The following is an 18,553-nucleotide window of genomic DNA, read 5'->3' on the forward strand; positions in this document are numbered from 1 at the left end:
TCTACGATTATGTCGTTCATTTCTATCCCAATTATGTGGAGACCTATTCTTCTGAGATGTGGAAGTCGATCGGTCAGACCTTTCTGATGGTCGGGATCTCACTGGCAGCAGCTATATTGCTGGGTCTTCCGCTGGGAACACTTCTGTATTTGACGCGCAAAGGACAGAAATATGAGAATCGGACCCTATTTGGCATCCTCGATTTTATCGTTAACATTGTCCGGTCCTTTCCATTCCTGCTGCTGGTCGTCTTCATGATTCCTTTTACCCGGATGATTGTGGGGACCGCGCTTGGAACCGTCGCTGCTTCCGTACCGCTTGCCGTAGTGGCGATTGCTACTTATTCGCGTCTGGCAGAACAATCACTGCTTGAAGTGCCAAGAGGGGTTGTCGAGGCTTCCTCGTCTATGGGAGCGACACTCTCGCAGTTTATATTCAAATTCTTGTTTGTCGAGGCACGCTCCGGGTTGGTTCGGGGTCTTACCACTTCAACCATCAGCTTCATCTCGTACTCGACCGTGGTCGGCGTCGTGGGAGGCGGTGGAATTGGAGATTTTGCCATTCGCTATGGGTATCAAAGATATGAGACTGAGCTGATGGTGTTTACAATTTTGATCATGATTGTGCTTGTACAGTTGGTTCAATACTTGGGTAATCTGTTATCGAGAAGCTTGGACAAACGCTAACTAATCAAACTTGGAAGGGAATTTGTAATTCATGAGAACATTAAACAGCACACGAGTAATGAAGTGGACAGGGCTCCTATTAATCTTGACAATAATGCTGGTCGCGGCGGGCTGCGGCTCGAATAGCGGCGATACAGCTGACAATAACGAAGGCGCATCAGGGACAGGTGAGTCCCAGACTCTGCGAGTGGCAAGCAGTCTTCCTGCCATGGTTGATATGATGGAAGCCTTGAAGCCGACATTGAAGGAAGAAGGAATCGAGCTCGAGGTTGTGAACGTATCGGATAACATTCAGCCAAATGATGCACTTAAGAATAATGAAGTGGATGCGAATTTCTTCCAGCATCAAGTGTTCATGCAGCAGTACAATGATAATGCTGATGCCAATCTGACGGTAGTCACTCCGATTTACCATATCATTTACGGCGGTTACTCCAAGAACTATGACAGTATTGATGCACTTCCGGAAGGTGCAACGATTGCCATTCCGAATGATCCGGCGAACATCGGACGGTCGCTTGCCATGTTTGACCAGAACGGGATGATCAAGCTGAAGGAAGGCGTCGGCACCGACGGACTTCAATCCGATATTGTAGAGAACCCGAAGAACTATAAGTTCCAGGAAGTGGATCTGCTGATGCTTGCTCGTGCATATGAGGATGTTGACTTGGTAACAATGTATCCTGCCTATGCCTCTCCTCTCGGCCTGACGCCGAAGGACGCGATTGTAACTGAGGAAATGGATGAGAAATACGCGATTTCACTCGTTGCTCGCGAGGATAACAAGGATTCAGAAGCCATTCAGAAGCTGGCCGAAGTACTTACCAGCGATGAGGCAAGAAAATATATTGAAGAGAAGCACCCGGATACAATGATTCCGGCGTTCTAATGAAACAGGAGGTCCCATCTGATGGGGCCTCCTTCTTTTTTAGGATACGGATATACCCTCTCTGTTTTTGCTGCAAAGCACGGATGAAGCTGTACATAAAAACAAATCCTAATCCTAAACTCTATAATATTTACGAATGAAATATTATTTCTCTCTTCGTTCGTTTTACACCTGTCATACACAATACTGCTGTTCTCTTAACAGTTCGTTTATACAATTGCAAAATGCAGCTTAAATCTATTATTTCATTGAGGAGAGAGAATATGAGAATGAAGGCACGGAGATACATAACGATGTTACTGGCCGCAGGACTTACGCTGGGGATGGTGCCGGCAGGTCCGGCAGATGTATATGCAGCCAGTAATTCGGCAGCACCGGCTGTGGCAGACGCAGCTAATAGCTTGAATGCGTTTCAGATCAACAAGATCGGAAGCTATGAAGTAGGGGTAACCAATGCCGATGGCGGTATTGCTGAGATCGTTAGATACAACAAGGACAATGACAGCTTCTACTTGGTCAACGGAGCTACGCAGCCGCCAAGTCTGGATATTGTGAAGCTGGCAGAAGACGGCAAGACCAGCAAAGTGAACAGCATTAATATTGAGGCGCTTGCAGCAGCAGCTGATTTTAAGGTCGGTGATCTGACAAGCGTGGATGTGAATACGGCAGGTAAATATGTTGCTGTAGCAGTACAAGAGGAAGCCTCCATGAAAGCAGGCAAAGTGCTGGTCTTGGATTACGATGGCAAGCTGATTAAGGAATATGCGGTAGGTGTGCAGCCGGATATGATCAAGATCAGCCCGGATGGACGTTATATTTTGACTGCGGATGAGGGAGAGCCTCGTGATGGCATCGGGGCAGATCCGAAAGGTAGTGTTACGATCATTGATACACGCACAAATGAAGTAAAGCAGGTCTTGTTCAATGATCCGTCCGTGATCGGAGATGACGTACATATTCGCGGTGATGTGAATGAGGATGGAATCATCGTTTCGATGGGTACGAAGGAGAAGGCAGAAACGGATTTTGAGCCGGAATATATGGCCCTCTCTGACGATAATAAGACGGCATATGTAGCTCTGCAGGAGAATAATGCCATTGCTGCAATTGATCTGGCAGAGGCAAAGGTAGTGTCTGTGCAAGGGCTGGGAGCTAAGGATCTGAGTAAGTCTGGAAACGAGGCGGATCTGATCTCTGATGGTCAGGTGAAGCTTGAGAATGCTCCACTCAAAAGTCTGTATATGCCGGATGGTATTGCATCACATACAATAAATGGCCAAACATATCTCTTCACAGCGAATGAAGGAGATGCGACAGGATGGGAAGGCCTTGAGAATGAGCTCAAGATATCGGATATAAAAGAGGGCTACAAGCTGTCTGCATCCTTATCTGAGTGGCTGGGCCAAACGGAAGATTATGATGATGTTCGTGTCATTTCCGAAATGGGCTTGCAAAATGGCGTATACGAAGAATTGTACTTGTACGGAGGCCGATCCTTCTCCATCTGGAATGCAGATACAATGGAGCAGGTATATGACAGCGGAAGCGATTTTGAACGAATTACAGGAGAAGCGAACCCCGAATTCTTCAATGTAAGCAATGATGATGAAGAGATGGACGACCGGAGTCCGAAGAAGGGTCCAGAGCCAGAATATGTAACCGTTGGTGAGGTAGGAGACAAGCTTTATGCCTTTACGGGTCTGGAGAGAACGGGAGGGGTCATGGTATACGATGTGACGAACCCGGAGAAGCCTGTGTTTACAAGCTATGTGAACACCCGCAAATACGGTCAGGAGGACATCCTGGCAACAGATACGGGACCGGAAGGGCTGGAATTCATCTCTGCTGCGGACAGTACTACAGGAAGTCCACTGCTTCTAGTAGCGAATGAGGTTGGGGGTACAGTTACCATTCTGGAAATGAATACAGAGGGTGAAACGATTCCCGGCGAGCTTCCGGAAGACAGTACATCAGATGAAGCTCCTTCATTCACAGACCTGAATGGTCACTGGGCGGCTCACAGCATTACTGAACTTGCCGCAAGCGGAATCCTTCATGGGATATCCAGTGAGCACTTTGCTCCCAATAAGTCTGTGACCCGGGCTCAGTTCGCTTCCATGCTCGTTAACGCCCTGGATCTGACTCCAGTCTCGGGCGAAGCAAGCAGCTTCACAGATGTAGCTTCGAATGCCTGGTACGCAGACGATGTGCAGGCGGCTGTTGAGAATCATCTGATCTCTGGCAGAACCAGCAGCTCGTTTGCCCCCAATACTCCTGTTACACGGGCAGAGATGGCCGTAATGCTTGATCGTGCAGCTCGTCTTGTGGGCGCTTCAGAGGAAGGAGCGATCTCTATACTGAGCAAGTATAAAGACTATGCAGATGTGCAGGAATGGGCGAAGGAGAGCTTTGCAAACCTGGTGCACAGCGGGATGATCTTAGGCGATCAAGCGGGTCGTCTCCATCCAAGTACGCACACAAGCCGTGCAGAGGCAGCCGAAGTGCTGTACAGATTGTTAAGCAAGGCAGGGACTATAGAATAAGCAAGACTTGAGGTTAGTGAAGATGAACAGCGGGCAGCGAGGGAGTGCAGTGTGACTTCGTATGACGCATGAGGGCGGTTTCGCTTGTACAGCGAAGCCGCTTTTTTCACATTCCAGAAAATAGAATCCGTAAATTTTGTCTATTTTCTAAAAACGATCTCCTCCTATGCTGACACCTCATGTATAATATTTGAACGAGGAGGGGCGATAAATGAGTGATTTCCTGCAATTTGATCAGCAAGCCATAGCAAAACATATTTATAATCAAGCGCCGATAGGCATTGCTCTAGTATCGACCCAGGGCAATTGGATTCATGCGAATACGTCCGCCTGTCATATCTTAGGTTATAAGCTGGAGGAGCTCATGAACCTTCCGGCGATTGATTACATTTTCTCCGAAGCGGTTCATCCATCAGCGTTACTGGAACGCGCTTCGTCTTCGATTAAATTTGAGAAGGAATATGTGCATAGAAACGGAAACACGGTATGGGCCAGTGTCCACGTGTCTTTGGTGCTGGATGAAACATCAGAGGAGCCGATCTATTTCATTGCCCATCTTATAGATATCACAGCAAATAAAGTAGCAGAATTAAAGCTGAATGAAAGTGTGGAAAGATACACTTCACTAAAAAAATACAATCATGATGCCATTATCTCATTTGGCCTGGACGGCAATATCATTAATGGCAACCAAATGACAGAAACATTGACGGGTTACACCATTGCGGAATTAATCGGGACAAGAATTGCCAGGCTGATTGACGAACAAATACTGGCGAATCTAAAATCAGACGAGCTTGATCATGCGCTGATTGAAGAGGGAATTGATCATATCAAGCACAAGGATGGTCATCTTGTCGAGGTTCTTGCCTCTCTTGCTCCCATTATTATTCACAATAATCGAGTTGGCTTCTATCTGATTCTGAAGGATATTACCGAGCAAAGGCGGCTTCTGATCGAGAAAGAAACGGCTGAGAAAACAAATAAGGCAAAAAGCGAGTTCCTGGCGATGATGAGTCATGAGATTCGTACGCCGATGAACGGTGTCATTGGTATGACAGATTTGCTGCTGGAAACCGAGCTTGAATCTGAACAACGCCAGTATGTTGAAATTATTAAGCAGAGCGGCAGCACCTTGCTGAACATTATTAACGATATTTTGGATTTTTCCAAGATTGAATCCGGTAAGATTGACCTGGTCCATGAAATGTTCATCATGAGAACAACCTTGTCTGAGGCTTACTATATTAATCAGCCAAGAGCCATTGAGAAAGGGATTGAGGTTAGAACATCGATTGCGCCGAACGTACCTGAGTATCTGTATGGTGACGGGACCAAGGTAAGACAAATATTGATGAATTTATTGAGCAACGCAGTTAAATTTACGCCAAGCGGCAGTGTATCGGTAAGTGTCGAACAAGTCGAGCAGACATCCAGGCATGTGAGGCTCAAAGTCGAGGTTGAGGATACAGGAATTGGCGTATCTGCAGATAAGATGCACCGGTTATTCGAGCCCTTCTATCAGGTCGATAATTATATGACTCGGAAGATTGAAGGTACGGGTCTTGGACTTGCGATATGTAAGAAGCTGGTTGAGCTGATGGAGGGCGATATTTGGTATGAACCAAGACCGGATGGCCCGGGATCCAAATTTATATTTACAGCTAACTTCAGACTTCAGCCTCCTTCAGCAGGCCTATGGAGTGAGCAGACAGAACAGGATCATGGAGCTTCTGTCGAACCACTTAAGATTCTAGTCGCAGAGGATAATGAGGTGAACCAGCTGGTGTTCATTAAGATGATGGACAGGCTGGGATATCGGGTAACGGTAGTGCCAAACGGGGAGCAGGCAGTACAGGCCTGTAAAGATCAGGCTTACGATATGGTGTTTATGGATGTCCAGATGCCTGTCGTGGATGGCCTAATGGCAACAAGAATGATTCGCCAAGAGATGCCTGGTAACGAAGGTCCATACATCATCGCCGTCACGGCACATGCCATTCATGGGGATCGCAATAAATATTTGGAGCTTGGAATGGATGACTATGTGAGCAAGCCGCTCAGCATGACTGCCGTTTCAGCTGCCATTCAAAAATATATTGCACTGCGAGAGGACTAAGGAGGAGCGGTGATGCGAGGCAGTTTTTTTCATCATGAGCTCTCGCCTTCCGAGGCTGGACCTGAATTCTATGCCTATTATTATAAACAGTGGCAGAACTACAAGATGGAATATCATGAGCATCGCTGGACCGAGATCATGTATATGATCCAAGGAACAGGCGCCATTGATGTGATGGGAGATGACGACAGGACCGAGCGGATTGTACTGCGTAAAGGTGAGTTTATTATTCTTGATGAGGGGGTTCCTCATCGGTTAATCGTGGAGCAGGCGGCTCCCTGTCGAATGCTGAATGTAGAATTCGGTTTCCAGCCGTATTCGGGACCCTTCTCTCTTGGACATATAGCAAGGGAGGAGCGGGAGGTCGCTGTGTTTCTGGCGCATCCGTTCAGGCATCTTGTGTTATCTGATCCGGAAGAAGTCTATTATGTGCTGAAGAGTCTGGTGCTGGAGCTGGATCGGCAGCATTCTGCAGACACCAGCTTCATGATTGAGCTTCTGTTCAGTCAGCTGCTGGTGCGGATCGCAAGGCTGAGAAGTACCGCAGAGGGTAATGAGCCGCTTGCGGACGGATACGTTACGAAGAGTATTCAATATATGCGTCAGCATATTGATCAGCCGCTTCAGGTTAAGGATGTAGCTGCATTTGTTAACCTGCATCCAGGCTATCTGCACCGGATATTCAAGAAACATACCGACCAAACACTGACAGAATATATGACCAAGGTGCGGATGGATAAGGCGAAGATGCTGCTCTCCCAAACGGAAATTCCGATTCAGGATATTCCGGATTATGTAGGGATCAGCAGTCGTCAATATTTCCACACCTTGTTTAAGAAGCATACCGGCTTAACGCCTGTTAAATATCGGGAGCTGGGTGAAAAAAAGTCCTGGGACTAGAGAAGAAGAGGTCTTGTGATCTCTTCTTTTTGTTGTTCACAGGTGAGGATTTTGTACATACAGCGGATGAAGAAGTCACGATATTGGTAACGCTTCCTGAATAGATATTGCTACAATGACGAAGAGAATATCAAGGGTCTTAATAAGGAAGGGTGGATGAGAAGCTAATGTCTCTTAAGGTAGCATTTATTGGAGCAGGAAGTATTGGATTTACTCGGGGATTATTGCGTGACCTGCTGACCGTACCTGAATTTAGCGATATCGAAATTTCATTTACAGATATTAGTCAACATAATCTGGATATGGTAACTGAGTTGTGTCAACGTGACATTCGGGAGAATGGACTATCCATCGAGATTAAGGCGACCACGAATCGACGTGAAGCGCTGAAGGATGCGAAATATGTCATATGTACAATTCGTGTCGGTGGACTGGAAGCTTTTGCGACGGATGTCGATATTCCACTAAAATATGGTGTCGATCAATGCGTAGGAGATACGCTGTGTGCGGGCGGCATCATGTACGGACAGCGCGGAATCGCTGAAATGATGAATATTTGCAAGGATATCCGTGAGGTATGCTCGGAGGATGTACTGCTGCTGAACTACTCTAATCCGATGGCGATGCTGACCTGGGCCTGCAACAAATACGGCGGTGTAAATACAGTAGGCTTATGCCATGGCGTACAGCATGGACATCATCAAATCGCACAGGTGTATGGGCTTGAGATGAAGGATGTCGATATCGTCTGTGCCGGAATCAACCACCAAACCTGGTATATCAAAGCAAGCCATGAAGGAAAGGATCTGACGGCAGGACTGCTAGAGGCTTTCGAGAAGCATCCAGAGTTCAGCCGTACAGAAAAAGTGAGAATCGATATGCTGCGCCGCTTCGGTTATTACAGTACTGAATCGAATGGCCATCTGAGTGAATATGTACCGTGGTATCGCAAGCGTCCGGATGAAATCCAGGAATGGATTGATCTGGGCAGCTGGATTAATGGGGAAACCGGCGGATATCTTCGGGTGTGTACAGAGGGAAGAAACTGGTTCGAAACGGACTTTCCTAACTGGATGAAGGAGGAGCCGAACCAATTTGTACCGGAGAAACGTGGACAGGAGCATGGCTCCTATATCATTGAGAGTCTGGAGACTGGCAGAGTATACCGGGGACATTTCAACCGAGTGAATAACGGTGTTATTTCCAACCTACCGAATGATGCCATTATTGAGGCGCCAGGCTATGTCGATCGGAACGGGATCTCGATGCCGCATGTCGGGGATCTCCCGCTTGGACCGGCTGCTGTATGCAATGTGAGCATCTCTGTACAGCGTCTTGCAGTCGAAGCGGCCATTCATGGAGATGATCAGCTGCTTCGTCAAGCCTTTATGATGGACCCCCTCGTAGGAGCGGTCTGCAATCCGAAGGAAATATGGCAAATGGTTGATGAAATGCTGGTCGCTGGCGAGAAGTGGCTTCCGCAATATACCGAAGCGATTGCTTCTGCCAAGGAACGGCTTGCTGCAGGCAACCTGATTCCAACCCGGGACTATCAAGGGGCGGCAAGGCTTAAAGTGAAGACCATTGAGGAAATGCAGCAGGATCGTGAAGCAGCGAATAAAAATGCGGGGGAGTCCGACAAAGGCAAGGACCGCGAGAAGGTTGGAAACTAAACTTAATTCACAATGTTTAGGCAACACAGCGAAGCTGTCGTTGTCGTTTTTTTTTCATTAGTGCAGTAAGGCGTTAAAAAGCAACTGTGAAAATTCGATATATAGTATACAAAATGAAAACCAGCTGTTAAATTTAGGATAAAAGTATATTGGAGGAGAAAATAATGGTAAAAAGTATGGATATGGTCGTAATGTTTAGTTATTTATGTTTTCTCCTGCTAGGAGTACTGCTCAAAGAAATACCTTATTCGGTAAGACGTAGATCGTAAGCAGCAATCACCATACATAATCTGAGAGCTTGTCCCTATAGGTGGGGACAGGCTTTTTTCATTCCCTTCATTATTGACCGCTTGTTTATTCTGCCATATAATTATTAACAAAAATGTTAATAAAAATTGCTTGATTTACGTATATTCTGAGCATATTAAGCCATACATATTTATATGATCTGCTGACAAAAGCATCACAAGTATGAGGAGTAAAGGAATGAGTGTAAATGATCAAGACTGAAACCGCTTACCGAAGAGCTTTGGAAAAAATGAAGGATCATAAGGCCTATATCGCGAATGAGAAGCTGCGTTATCAGAGCATCGGGATGAGCAAAGAACAGACAGACATGGCCCTTCGTCCGTTGTTGTCTTTTAAAGAGGAACTGGCTGAAGAGATTTACGACTATGAAATGATCAAGAAGGGATCATTCGGTCCGCTGGAGAGCATAACGGATCTCGGAAAGAATCTGATCGCATACCGGATCTTTATGAATATATCGCAGGCTGAGCTTGCCAAAAGATTAGGTGTGTCCGAGGCACAGGTATCAAGGGATGAACGCAATGAGTACAGCGGGGCCACAACAGAGAAGATTCAATCCATCATGAATGCCCTCGGGTTAAGAACAACGATCCAGATTGAAACGAGTGTAATGCAAGCATAAGGTTAATGAGCTAAACGGCGAATCTCCATTAAAGCGGAAGATTCGCTATTTTATTGATCTAATATTTAAATTTTTACATAAACAGCTATTGGATGTGACTTCCAGATAACATTCTCTTCCTATACTTGACCTAACCAAACGCATAAGGAGAGTGTTAGAACATGAAGCTGGCGATCCTGGGAGATTTGCATTACCACGAAGCGGACGAGAGTACTGAGGCGTGGGTTACGGCAAGAGATGCGTTTTATAAAAAGATGCTGCACCATTTCATGAGCGCTGAAGCCGATATGCATATATCGCTGGGTGATCTTACGAATTTCGGTACAGAGAGAGAAATTAATGAAGTGTATGACATTATTGAACAATATGACGCAAGCTTTTTCCACGTGCTTGGCAATCATGATACATATTCCCAGACCAAGAGGGATTTGCTCACTTTGACCGGACAAGCCCGCTACCAGGCACTTACGATGGACAAAGCAATTCTTGTGTTTCTGGATACGACAAGAGAGATGGATCTGACCAACTGGGGAGGATGGATGGATGAGGAGCAGCTAAGCTGGTTCGAGAATGTCATCGTCAGCTCAGGCACGAAGCCGATGCTGGTGTTCGCTCACCATCCGATTCATTTGACGACAACGGGCTCGGATCGGGATAAGGGTTCAATCGACCCATCTATCGATATGTGGCGGATCTTAAGCAAGAAGCAAGGAACGGCTGTTTATTTTAACGGACATACACATGTGGATTCCATTACCAAGCAGAATAATTGGACGTTTGTTCAGCTGTCCGCCTGCCTGGACGAGCATGCATTCCGGATGGTGGAGCTGGGAGACGATTATATCGACGTCACGGCAGTTGACATTGAAGATGCGGAGCTTCCTAAGCAGCTCCCGGAAATCCATCTTCACATGAAGCATTTCTCCCCGTCCGCCCATGCAAGAGGAACAGAGCTTGAGAGAGGCTGCCGTGTGATGCTGACGAATGAGCAGGAACAGGATGTATTCGTATCTGCAGACGCAACAGCACCTGGTCAAGGTCATGTCTAAAGAGCACATGAGTGCTATCAAGCAGCCTTATGTAAGGAAGAACCTGACCAGCACCAAGGCAAAAGCTTCGGTCAGCACGCTGCTTGAGAGACTTGAAACTTATCGAAATGTAGCCTCCATTCGTGATGCCAGACAGCTGGAGACGGCGCTTGAGCATAAAGATTGTTTAAGCTGTGTATTTCTGCTGACAGGAAGCATCGGGGTCATCAAGGGCTATGTGGACCTGTTTCGCAAGCACGAAATTCCGGTATTCGTGCATGTTGAGAAGATCGGGGGCTTATCCTATGACCAGCCAGGGCTGGATTACCTCGCTAATGCGATTAAACCGGACGGAATCATTACGACGAAGATTCAGGTGGTCAAAAAGGCACAGAAGCTTGGACTGTTGACGATTCAGCGCTTTTTCCTCATCGATTCGGAAGGGCTGGATAACATTGCCCAATCGCTGGATCAGGCACAGCCTGATGTCATTGAGATCATGCCGGCTCGTATTCCTGAAGTGCTGGGTAAAGTGAGGGCGATGACAGAGCTGCCCATTATTTCAGGAGGACTGCTCACCGAGCGCAGACATGCCAAGGAATGTCTCAAGTATGGGGCAACAGCTGTTTCCTCGTCGAGTGCCTCCATGTGGAAGGAATCCTTTAACTTAACTCATGTTTAACAATTACAATTAATGCCGTTAACAAAGAAAAGATAAGATAAGTGCAGGATGAAGAGACAAGCATCCACTTATAAATAGACAAGTAAATAGCCAGTGGGTTGGAGTGATGGAGAAACCTGAACAGACCAGAGAGGCCTTGTATAGAGCCTTGAATGGTTTCGTTCAGGTTTCTTTTGTCATGTCTAAGAGCGGCTTTAAAACGATTAGGAGGAAATAGAAAATGAAAAGTAATAAAAGACGCGGTTTCTTATCACTGATGCTGGGGATGGCGGTTATGCTGTCCGCCTGCGGCGGTGAATCCGGAGGAAGCTCGGCAACGAATGCGGGGGCAGGCTCGGCAGGTGCAAGTGAAGGGACAGGGGAGAAGATTCAGATCAAATACTGGTATGCCTTCGGAGACAAGATCGAAGAGGCAAAGCAGGAGCTGGTTAAACGCTTCAATGAATCCCAGGATGAGATTGAGGTCATTGCTGAATACCAAGGAAATTATGACGATCTGCATGCCAAGGTTCAGGCAGCCTTTGCAGCAGGGGATGCACCTGCCGTGTCTGACCTGGAGATCGCATCAACTGCAACGTTTGCCAGATACGGAATGATCCAAGAGCTTGGTCCTTTAGCAGAGCAGGATGCTGAGGAAGTACAGATGGATGATTTTAACCCGGGCCTTATGGGAAATGCATATGTAGACGATAAGCTGTACGGACTGCCCTTCATGCGCAGCACACCAATCATGTACATGAACGTAACTGTGCTTGAAGAAGCAGGTCTTGATCCTGCCGGACCAAAGAACTGGCAAGAATTCGAGGAATACGGACGTACGCTCAAGGAAAAAGGGATCTCACTGATGACCATGCCGGTCGATATTTGGTTCTATGAAGGACTTGTTGCCCAATCCGGAGGACAAATTTTGGCTGAAGACGGTAAATCGGCACTGTTCAATTCGCCAGAAGGTGTTGAGCCGGTAGAATTCTGGAAGAAGCTTGCGAACGAAGGCTTGATCAAAATCCCGGTAGGGGATGAGGCAGGAGCAACGGCTGACAAGGACTGGGCTAACCAGACGTCGGCATTCAAATTCGGTTCTACTGCTGGTGTAGCTGGAGCGATTGATATTTCGGAAGGGAACAATTTTGAATTCGATACGGCCTTTATGCCAGCCAATAAATCCTATGGTGTACCAACAGGGGGTTGTCAGCTCGTGATGACGTCCAAGCTCACAGAGGAGGAGCAGGCGGCAGCATGGGAGTTCATCAAATTCATGACAACGACCGAGAGTACGATTTATCAAAGTGAGCATGTAGGATACCTGCCGACTCGTTTGTCTGCACTGGAGACCGAAGAAATGCAGTCCCTGTACAAAGAATATCCGCAATATAAAGTAGCTGTGGACCAGCTTGAATATGCAAGACCTCGTCCAATGGAGACGGCTTATCCGGAAGTTGCACAAATCATGAAGAGCGCAATTGAAAAAACAATTCTCGACGCCAATGTGACGCCTCAGCAGGCGCTGGATGAAGCGGCTGAGAAAGCAAACGCGCTGCTCAGCAAATAATCGGGAGGTGGCTCTAGTATGGGCAGAATCGAGCTGAAGGGAATCAGTAAGTTTTTTAAGGAAGAAGAGGTTATCAAGGATTTGGATTTGACGATTCGGGACGGTTCCTTCACCGTCCTCGTCGGACCCTCGGGCTGCGGTAAATCGACGACACTGCGGATGATTGCAGGTCTGGATGAGCAGACAAAGGGTGAGATCTGGATTGATGACATGTGTGTCAACGGAGTTGCTCCAGGCAACCGCGATGTGGCCATGGTATTTCAGAATTATGCCTTGTACCCGACAATGAACGTATATGACAATATTGAGTTTGGATTGGTTAACCGGAAGGTGCCGAAGAAGGAACGGGAGAAGCTTATCAAGGACATCGCTGAGATTGTAGGTCTCAGCGATTATATGAAGAAGAAGCCGGAGATGCTGTCCGGCGGGCAGAGACAGCGGGTAGCGCTGGCGCGTGCCATGGTTAAGAAGCCGCAGGTGTTCATTCTGGATGAGCCGCTCTCGAACCTCGATGCGAAGCTGCGTCACCAGATGCGGACCGAGCTGATTCAGCTGCATAAACGGCTTGGCACGACCTTTGTATATGTCACTCATGACCAAGTAGAAGCCATGTCTATGGGAGATGAGATTGTCATTATGAACAAAGGGGTCATTCAGCAGGCAGCATCGCCGATGACGCTGTACAACGATCCGGCGAATGTGTTTGCAGCCCAGTTTATTGGTACTCCGGCTATGAACGTGCTCCCGTATAAGGGATTCAAGCTCCATTCGGCACAAGGCAAATCCCAGGACATAGCAAGCTTCGGCTTCCGTCCGGAGCATGCTCTCCTAAATCCACAGGATTCTTCCTCTGAAGGTCTTCGTCTGGATGGTGAGGTCATGACACGGGAAAGTCTGGGTGCAGAGAATATCTATCAGATTGCGTCTCCATTTGGCATGTTCTCGATCAAGACCTTTCTAGAGCCGCTTGTACCGGATAACAGAGTCAGTATTACGGTTCCGTATGAGCGCCTGTACTATTTTAATACCGAAGGCCAGAGACTGAAGCAGTATGAAATCAGGCAAGGGCATGAAGGCACGAAGCCGAATGCTCCGGAATTGATCTCGATCGGTGGAGGGCTGTAGCATGACATCTCGTTTATGGGAGAAGCTTAGACCTTATGGAATGATATCTCCTTCCCTGGTGATCTTCGGTGTGTTCTTTATCTATCCAATTTTTTATATGATCTATCTTAGTTTTTTTGATTGGAATTTTGTCAGTCCGACGAAGAATTATGTAGGCTTGCAAAATTTTTCGGATCTTTTGTCGGATTCGGAGTTTATGCAGGTTCTACTGAATACGACAATTTACACCTTCGCCACCGTGGCACTGACGCTCAGCTTCTCACTGCTGATCGCACTGTGGCTTAACCGCTCGGGACTGTTCTATGGGTTTGTTCAGGGTGCAATCTTCAGTCCGCATATCATTTCTCTGGTATCGATCTCCCTGCTGTGGAGCTGGCTGATGGATCCGGAATACGGGCTGCTGAACTGGGTTATCGGGCTGTTTGGCATGGCGCCGCTGGATTGGCTGTCGCATCCGGATACGTCTCTCATGTCACTCATTCTGGTGGCGGTGTGGAAAGGGATCGGCTTTAATACACTTGTCTTTATCGCAGGACTTCAGAGCATACCGCCAAGTATTTATGAAGCCGCTGCGCTCGATCGATCCAAGCCGCTGCGGACCTTCTGGAAGCTGACGCTGCCCATGTTGTCACCAACGCTGTTCTTCCTGGCGATTATGAGCATGATCGGTTCGTTCCAAGTGTTCGAAACCATTGCCATTATGACACAGGGCGGACCGGTGAATTCGACCAATACGCTGGTCTATTACATTTATGAATACGGCTTCCGCTTCTTCAAGATCGGTTACGCATCTGCAGCGGGTGTCATATTACTTATCATTGTCGGCCTGCTTACCATCATTTATTTCCGTATGTTATCAAGACGCGTCCATTACCGGTAAGCATGAGGAAGGAGAGGAAATGAAGTGAATGCAATAGATCCTACAGCTAGAACGAGGGAGACTGCAGAGGGAACGGGCAAACAGAAGAGCTGGAGTGGGCTGAGCGCAATGAACAGCGTCCTGAAGGTCGTCAACGTCATTGGCTTGCTGATCCTGGTCCTGATCTTCGCACTGCCCTTTGCATGGATGATCTCAACATCTCTGAAAACACTGCCGGAGACGATGATCTTTCCTCCGGATTGGATACCGAATAATCCACAGTGGCAGAATTTTATTCAGGCCTGGAACTCGGGTCCGTTTCTCCATTATTTTATGAACAGTGTACTCATCGCTGTCGGGATCCTGATCCTGCAAATGCTGACAATTATCCCTGCAGCCTATGCCTTTGCGAGATTTCAGTTCAAGGGCTCGGGGATTTTGTTCGGGCTTGTGATGGTTACCTTGATGATTCCGTCCCAGCTGATCTTTCTGCCCGTCTATTTGCAGCTTAGCTCCTGGAATATGCTGAATACACATCTGGGTCTGATTTTGCCCTTTGCCTCCAGTGCTTTTGGTATCTTCCTGCTTCGTCAGTCCTTTAAACAGGTTCCCGAGGAGCTGATTGAAGCAGCCAGACTCGACAAGGCCAAGGAGTGGAAGATTATGTGGAAGCTGATGATTCCGATGGCGCGTCCAGCACTGATCACGATCGCTCTGTTCAGCTTCATCAGCCACTGGAACGACTATTTCTGGCCGCTTGTCATGACAACGAATGAAACGGCAAGAACGCTGCCGCTCGGGATCGCGAAGATTCGTCAGACGGAGGGCGTCGCGACTTGGAATATTCTTATGGCAGCCAATCTTATTCTGGTTCTGCCGATCCTCGTCGTCTTCTTCTTCGCACAGCGTTCGATTATCAAGGCGTTTGTGTACAACGGTGTGAAATAGTTCAGCTAACTATTGATAGAGAATTGTATACATGAATCGACTATATCTCAATTGCAGTCCGGCGGAGAGCCGGACTTTTTTTGCGTTCCAGGATACTGCATAATTTGGTCTTTACTTGAGCTGCTGGCTGGAATGGATCTTAAACAATCTTGTAAGTGTGTTATTTTCGGCCCATATGTTATTTTTGCTCTTATCTTCTACAGTCAGATCAAAGCTGATATGGTGTTCGCAAGGATAGACTTTAAGAGTCTCTCTTATAAGAAGAGATTTGATGTGAGTGCTGAGTGCTGATGCGACAGACAAAGAGGAGATGAGCTGGCATGATGATCTATAAAGATGCAGCAAGATCGGTGACAGAGCGTACGGAAGATCTGCTGAAGCAAATGACGATGGAAGAGAAGATCGGACAGCTGGTGCAGCCGTTCGGCTGGAAAGTGTACGAGAACGCAGAAGGTCAGATTAATTTAACAGAGGAATTTCGAACACAGGTGCAAAAAGGCGGTATTGGCTCTCTCTATGGTGTTCTCAGGGCAGACCCGTGGACAGAGGTAACGATAGAGAACGGACTATCACCTGAGCTGGGGGCAGAAGCGGTCAATGAAATTCAGCGTTATGCGATCCAGCACTCGCGGCTCGGCATTCCGATCTTGTTCGGAGAGGAATGCTCTCATGGTCATATGGCCATTGGTGCGACTGTATTTCCCGTCCCCCTGTTAATCGGCAGCACATGGAATACCGAGCTGTACAGCGAAATGTGCCGTGCTGTTGCAGCGGAGACGAGAAGTCAGGGCGGAGCGGTGACGTATTCGCCTGTGCTTGATGTGGTGCGTGATCCGAGATGGGGGAGAACAGAAGAATGCTTCGGTGAGGACCCCTATCTGATTGGTGAATTTGCTGTGGCCTCCGTGAAAGGACTGCAAGGAGATTCACTCGAGCAACAGAACAGTGTTGCTGCTACGCTGAAGCATTTTGCGGGGTATGGCAGCTCAGAAGGCGGAAGAAATGCCGGTCCTGCTCATATGGGAATGCGCGAGCTGCGAGAGGTCGATTTGTATCCGTTTCGCCGGGCAGTCGAAGCAGGAGCCGCTTCTATTATGCCGGCTTACAATGAAATTGATGGTACACCGTGCACGTCGAATAAAGAACTGCTGGAGGACATTCTTCGCACAGAGTGGGGCTTCGACGGTATGGTCATTACTGACTGTGGTGCGATCAACATGCTGGCCTGGGGTCATGATACCGCGGAGGATGGACTGTCTGCCGCAGTTCAAGCGATCACAGCCGGTATTGATATGGAGATGTCCGGTGAGATGTTCGCGAAGTATTTGGGAGAAGCCGTAGAGACAGGAAGGGTAGATATAGAAGTACTGGATCGTGCGGTGCGGCGGGTATTGACGCTGAAATTCAGACTGGGTCTGTTCGATCATCCATATTGCGACCCTAAGAAGGCCAGGGAAGTCATCGGCAGCTTAGAGCATCAGCAGCTGGCAAGACAGGTGGCAGCCGAAGGAATTATTATGCTCAAAAATAAGGGCCAGACCCTGCCGCTCTCAAGGACGAACGGTGTAATCGCCGTCATCGGGCCCAATGCGGATCAAGCCTATAATCAGCTCGGTGATTATACTTCTCCACAGCCGGATGGGGCTGTAACGACAGTGCTGGACGGAATCAAGGCCAAGCTAGCTGATCATCCCGAGCGGGTCTTGTATGCGCCGGGCTGCCGAATTCAAGGAGACAGCCGTGAAGGCTTCGAGGCGGCTCTTGCCTGTGCGGCCCAGGCAGATACAGTTGTGCTTGTGCTTGGCGGGTCGAGCGCAAGAGATTTTGGAGAAGGGACCATTGATCTTCGGACCGGCGCTTCTGTCGTTACAGATACATGGAATGATATGGACTGTGGAGAAGGAATTGACCGGATGACCTTGACTTTATCGGGTGTACAGCTGCAGCTGGCGCAGGAGATTCATAAGCTGGGCAAGAAGCTGGTCGTTATTTATATTAATGGCCGTCCGATAACAGAGCCCTGGCTTGATGAACATGCGGATGCCATTCTCGAAGCCTGGTACCCCGGACAGGAGGGAGGTCATGCTGCAGCCGGTATATTATTTGGTGATGTTAATCCATCAGGAAGGCTGACGGTTTCGATACCGAAGCATGTCGGTCAGCTGCCTGTACATTACCGGGGCAAGCGCTCACGCGGGAGAAGATATTTGGAGGAGGATAGTAAGCCGATGTATCCCTTCGGATACGGACTCAGTTACACCTCGTTTACATATAGCGATTTTCGTTTGTCTGCTTCCGAGATGTATATAGATGATACGGTCGAAGCCGAAGTCATTGTAAAGAATACAGGAGATTGCCGAGGGGCAGAAGTTATTCAGCTGTATATTTCGGATGCAGCAAGTCTGTATACAAGACCGGAGCTTGAGCTGAAAGGATTCCGGAAGGTAGAGCTTGAACCGGGTGAGGAGAGACGCATTACGTTTGCTGTTGGACGCCGAGAACTAGAGTATGTTGGAGCAGATCATAAACGGGTTGTTGAGCCCGGACTTTTTCACATCAGGATTGGCAGACATGTAAATGACACGCTGAGCACAGAACTTACTGTACTGGAGGGTTAAGCG

General features: G+C 47.9%; 14 protein-coding genes. All 14 read left to right on the forward strand.

What is annotated here, in order from left to right; translation table 11 throughout:
- Window positions 1-56: 56 nt before the first annotated feature.
- The 14 genes from TCA2_RS20065 to TCA2_RS20130 all read left to right on the forward strand — a co-directional run bounded on the left by TCA2_RS20065 (window position 57) and on the right by TCA2_RS20130 (window position 18,550).
- On the forward strand, window positions 57-686 hold the full coding sequence (locus tag TCA2_RS20065; protein ID WP_047913482.1) for a methionine ABC transporter permease: 630 nt from the start codon (window positions 57-59) through the stop codon (window positions 684-686).
- A 31-nt stretch (window positions 687-717) separates the two neighbouring features.
- Window positions 718-1,575: a MetQ/NlpA family ABC transporter substrate-binding protein gene (locus TCA2_RS20070; protein ID WP_238546462.1), complete on the forward strand. Its 858-nt coding sequence runs from the start codon at window positions 718-720 to the stop codon at window positions 1,573-1,575.
- 263 nt (window positions 1,576-1,838) lie between these two features.
- Entirely contained in the window at window positions 1,839-4,118 is a 2,280-nt protein-coding gene (locus TCA2_RS20075) for a choice-of-anchor I family protein (RefSeq protein WP_052512245.1), read from the forward strand.
- Between the two features lie 211 nt (window positions 4,119-4,329).
- Window positions 4,330-6,237 (forward strand): PAS domain S-box protein, encoded by a 1,908-nt coding sequence (locus TCA2_RS20080; protein ID WP_047913395.1) that lies wholly within the window; start codon window positions 4,330-4,332, stop codon window positions 6,235-6,237.
- A 12-nt stretch (window positions 6,238-6,249) separates the two neighbouring features.
- A complete protein-coding gene (locus TCA2_RS20085; RefSeq protein WP_047913396.1) occupies window positions 6,250-7,137 on the forward strand; it encodes an AraC family transcriptional regulator in 888 nt (295 codons plus the stop codon).
- Between the two features lie 167 nt (window positions 7,138-7,304).
- Window positions 7,305-8,810, forward strand: coding sequence for an alpha-glucosidase/alpha-galactosidase (locus TCA2_RS20090; protein WP_047913397.1), 1,506 nt, complete (start codon window positions 7,305-7,307; stop codon window positions 8,808-8,810).
- 496 nt (window positions 8,811-9,306) lie between these two features.
- Window positions 9,307-9,741: a helix-turn-helix domain-containing protein gene (locus TCA2_RS20095; protein ID WP_047913398.1), complete on the forward strand. Its 435-nt coding sequence runs from the start codon at window positions 9,307-9,309 to the stop codon at window positions 9,739-9,741.
- Window positions 9,742-9,902: 161 nt separating this feature from the next.
- Window positions 9,903-10,790 carry a metallophosphoesterase gene (locus TCA2_RS20100; protein WP_081872693.1) on the forward strand — a complete coding sequence of 296 codons (888 nt, stop codon included), beginning with the start codon at window positions 9,903-9,905 and terminating at the stop codon, window positions 10,788-10,790.
- A gap of 7 nt (window positions 10,791-10,797) precedes the next feature.
- Entirely contained in the window at window positions 10,798-11,451 is a 654-nt protein-coding gene (locus TCA2_RS20105) for a glycerol-3-phosphate responsive antiterminator (protein ID WP_081872701.1), read from the forward strand.
- Window positions 11,452-11,671: 220 nt separating this feature from the next.
- On the forward strand, window positions 11,672-13,000 hold the full coding sequence (locus tag TCA2_RS20110) for an ABC transporter substrate-binding protein (RefSeq protein WP_047913399.1): 1,329 nt from the start codon (window positions 11,672-11,674) through the stop codon (window positions 12,998-13,000).
- An 18-nt stretch (window positions 13,001-13,018) separates the two neighbouring features.
- Window positions 13,019-14,125 carry an ABC transporter ATP-binding protein gene (locus TCA2_RS20115; RefSeq protein ID WP_047913400.1) on the forward strand — a complete coding sequence of 369 codons (1,107 nt, stop codon included), beginning with the start codon at window positions 13,019-13,021 and terminating at the stop codon, window positions 14,123-14,125.
- Between the two features lies 1 nt (window position 14,126).
- On the forward strand, window positions 14,127-15,005 hold the full coding sequence (locus TCA2_RS20120; protein ID WP_052512246.1) for a carbohydrate ABC transporter permease: 879 nt from the start codon (window positions 14,127-14,129) through the stop codon (window positions 15,003-15,005).
- A 108-nt stretch (window positions 15,006-15,113) separates the two neighbouring features.
- The gene (locus TCA2_RS20125) at window positions 15,114-15,932 is read left to right on the forward strand and encodes a carbohydrate ABC transporter permease (protein ID WP_047913487.1); all 819 of its coding nucleotides are present in this window, start codon (window positions 15,114-15,116) and stop codon (window positions 15,930-15,932) included.
- A 320-nt stretch (window positions 15,933-16,252) separates the two neighbouring features.
- On the forward strand, window positions 16,253-18,550 hold the full coding sequence (locus TCA2_RS20130; protein ID WP_193746097.1) for a glycoside hydrolase family 3 N-terminal domain-containing protein: 2,298 nt from the start codon (window positions 16,253-16,255) through the stop codon (window positions 18,548-18,550).
- The last annotated feature ends 3 nt before the right edge of the window (window positions 18,551-18,553 follow it).

Origin of the sequence: Paenibacillus sp. TCA20 (genome assembly GCF_000732325.1) — a bacterium.
GTDB lineage: Bacteria > Bacillota > Bacilli > Paenibacillales > Paenibacillaceae > Paenibacillus > Paenibacillus urinalis.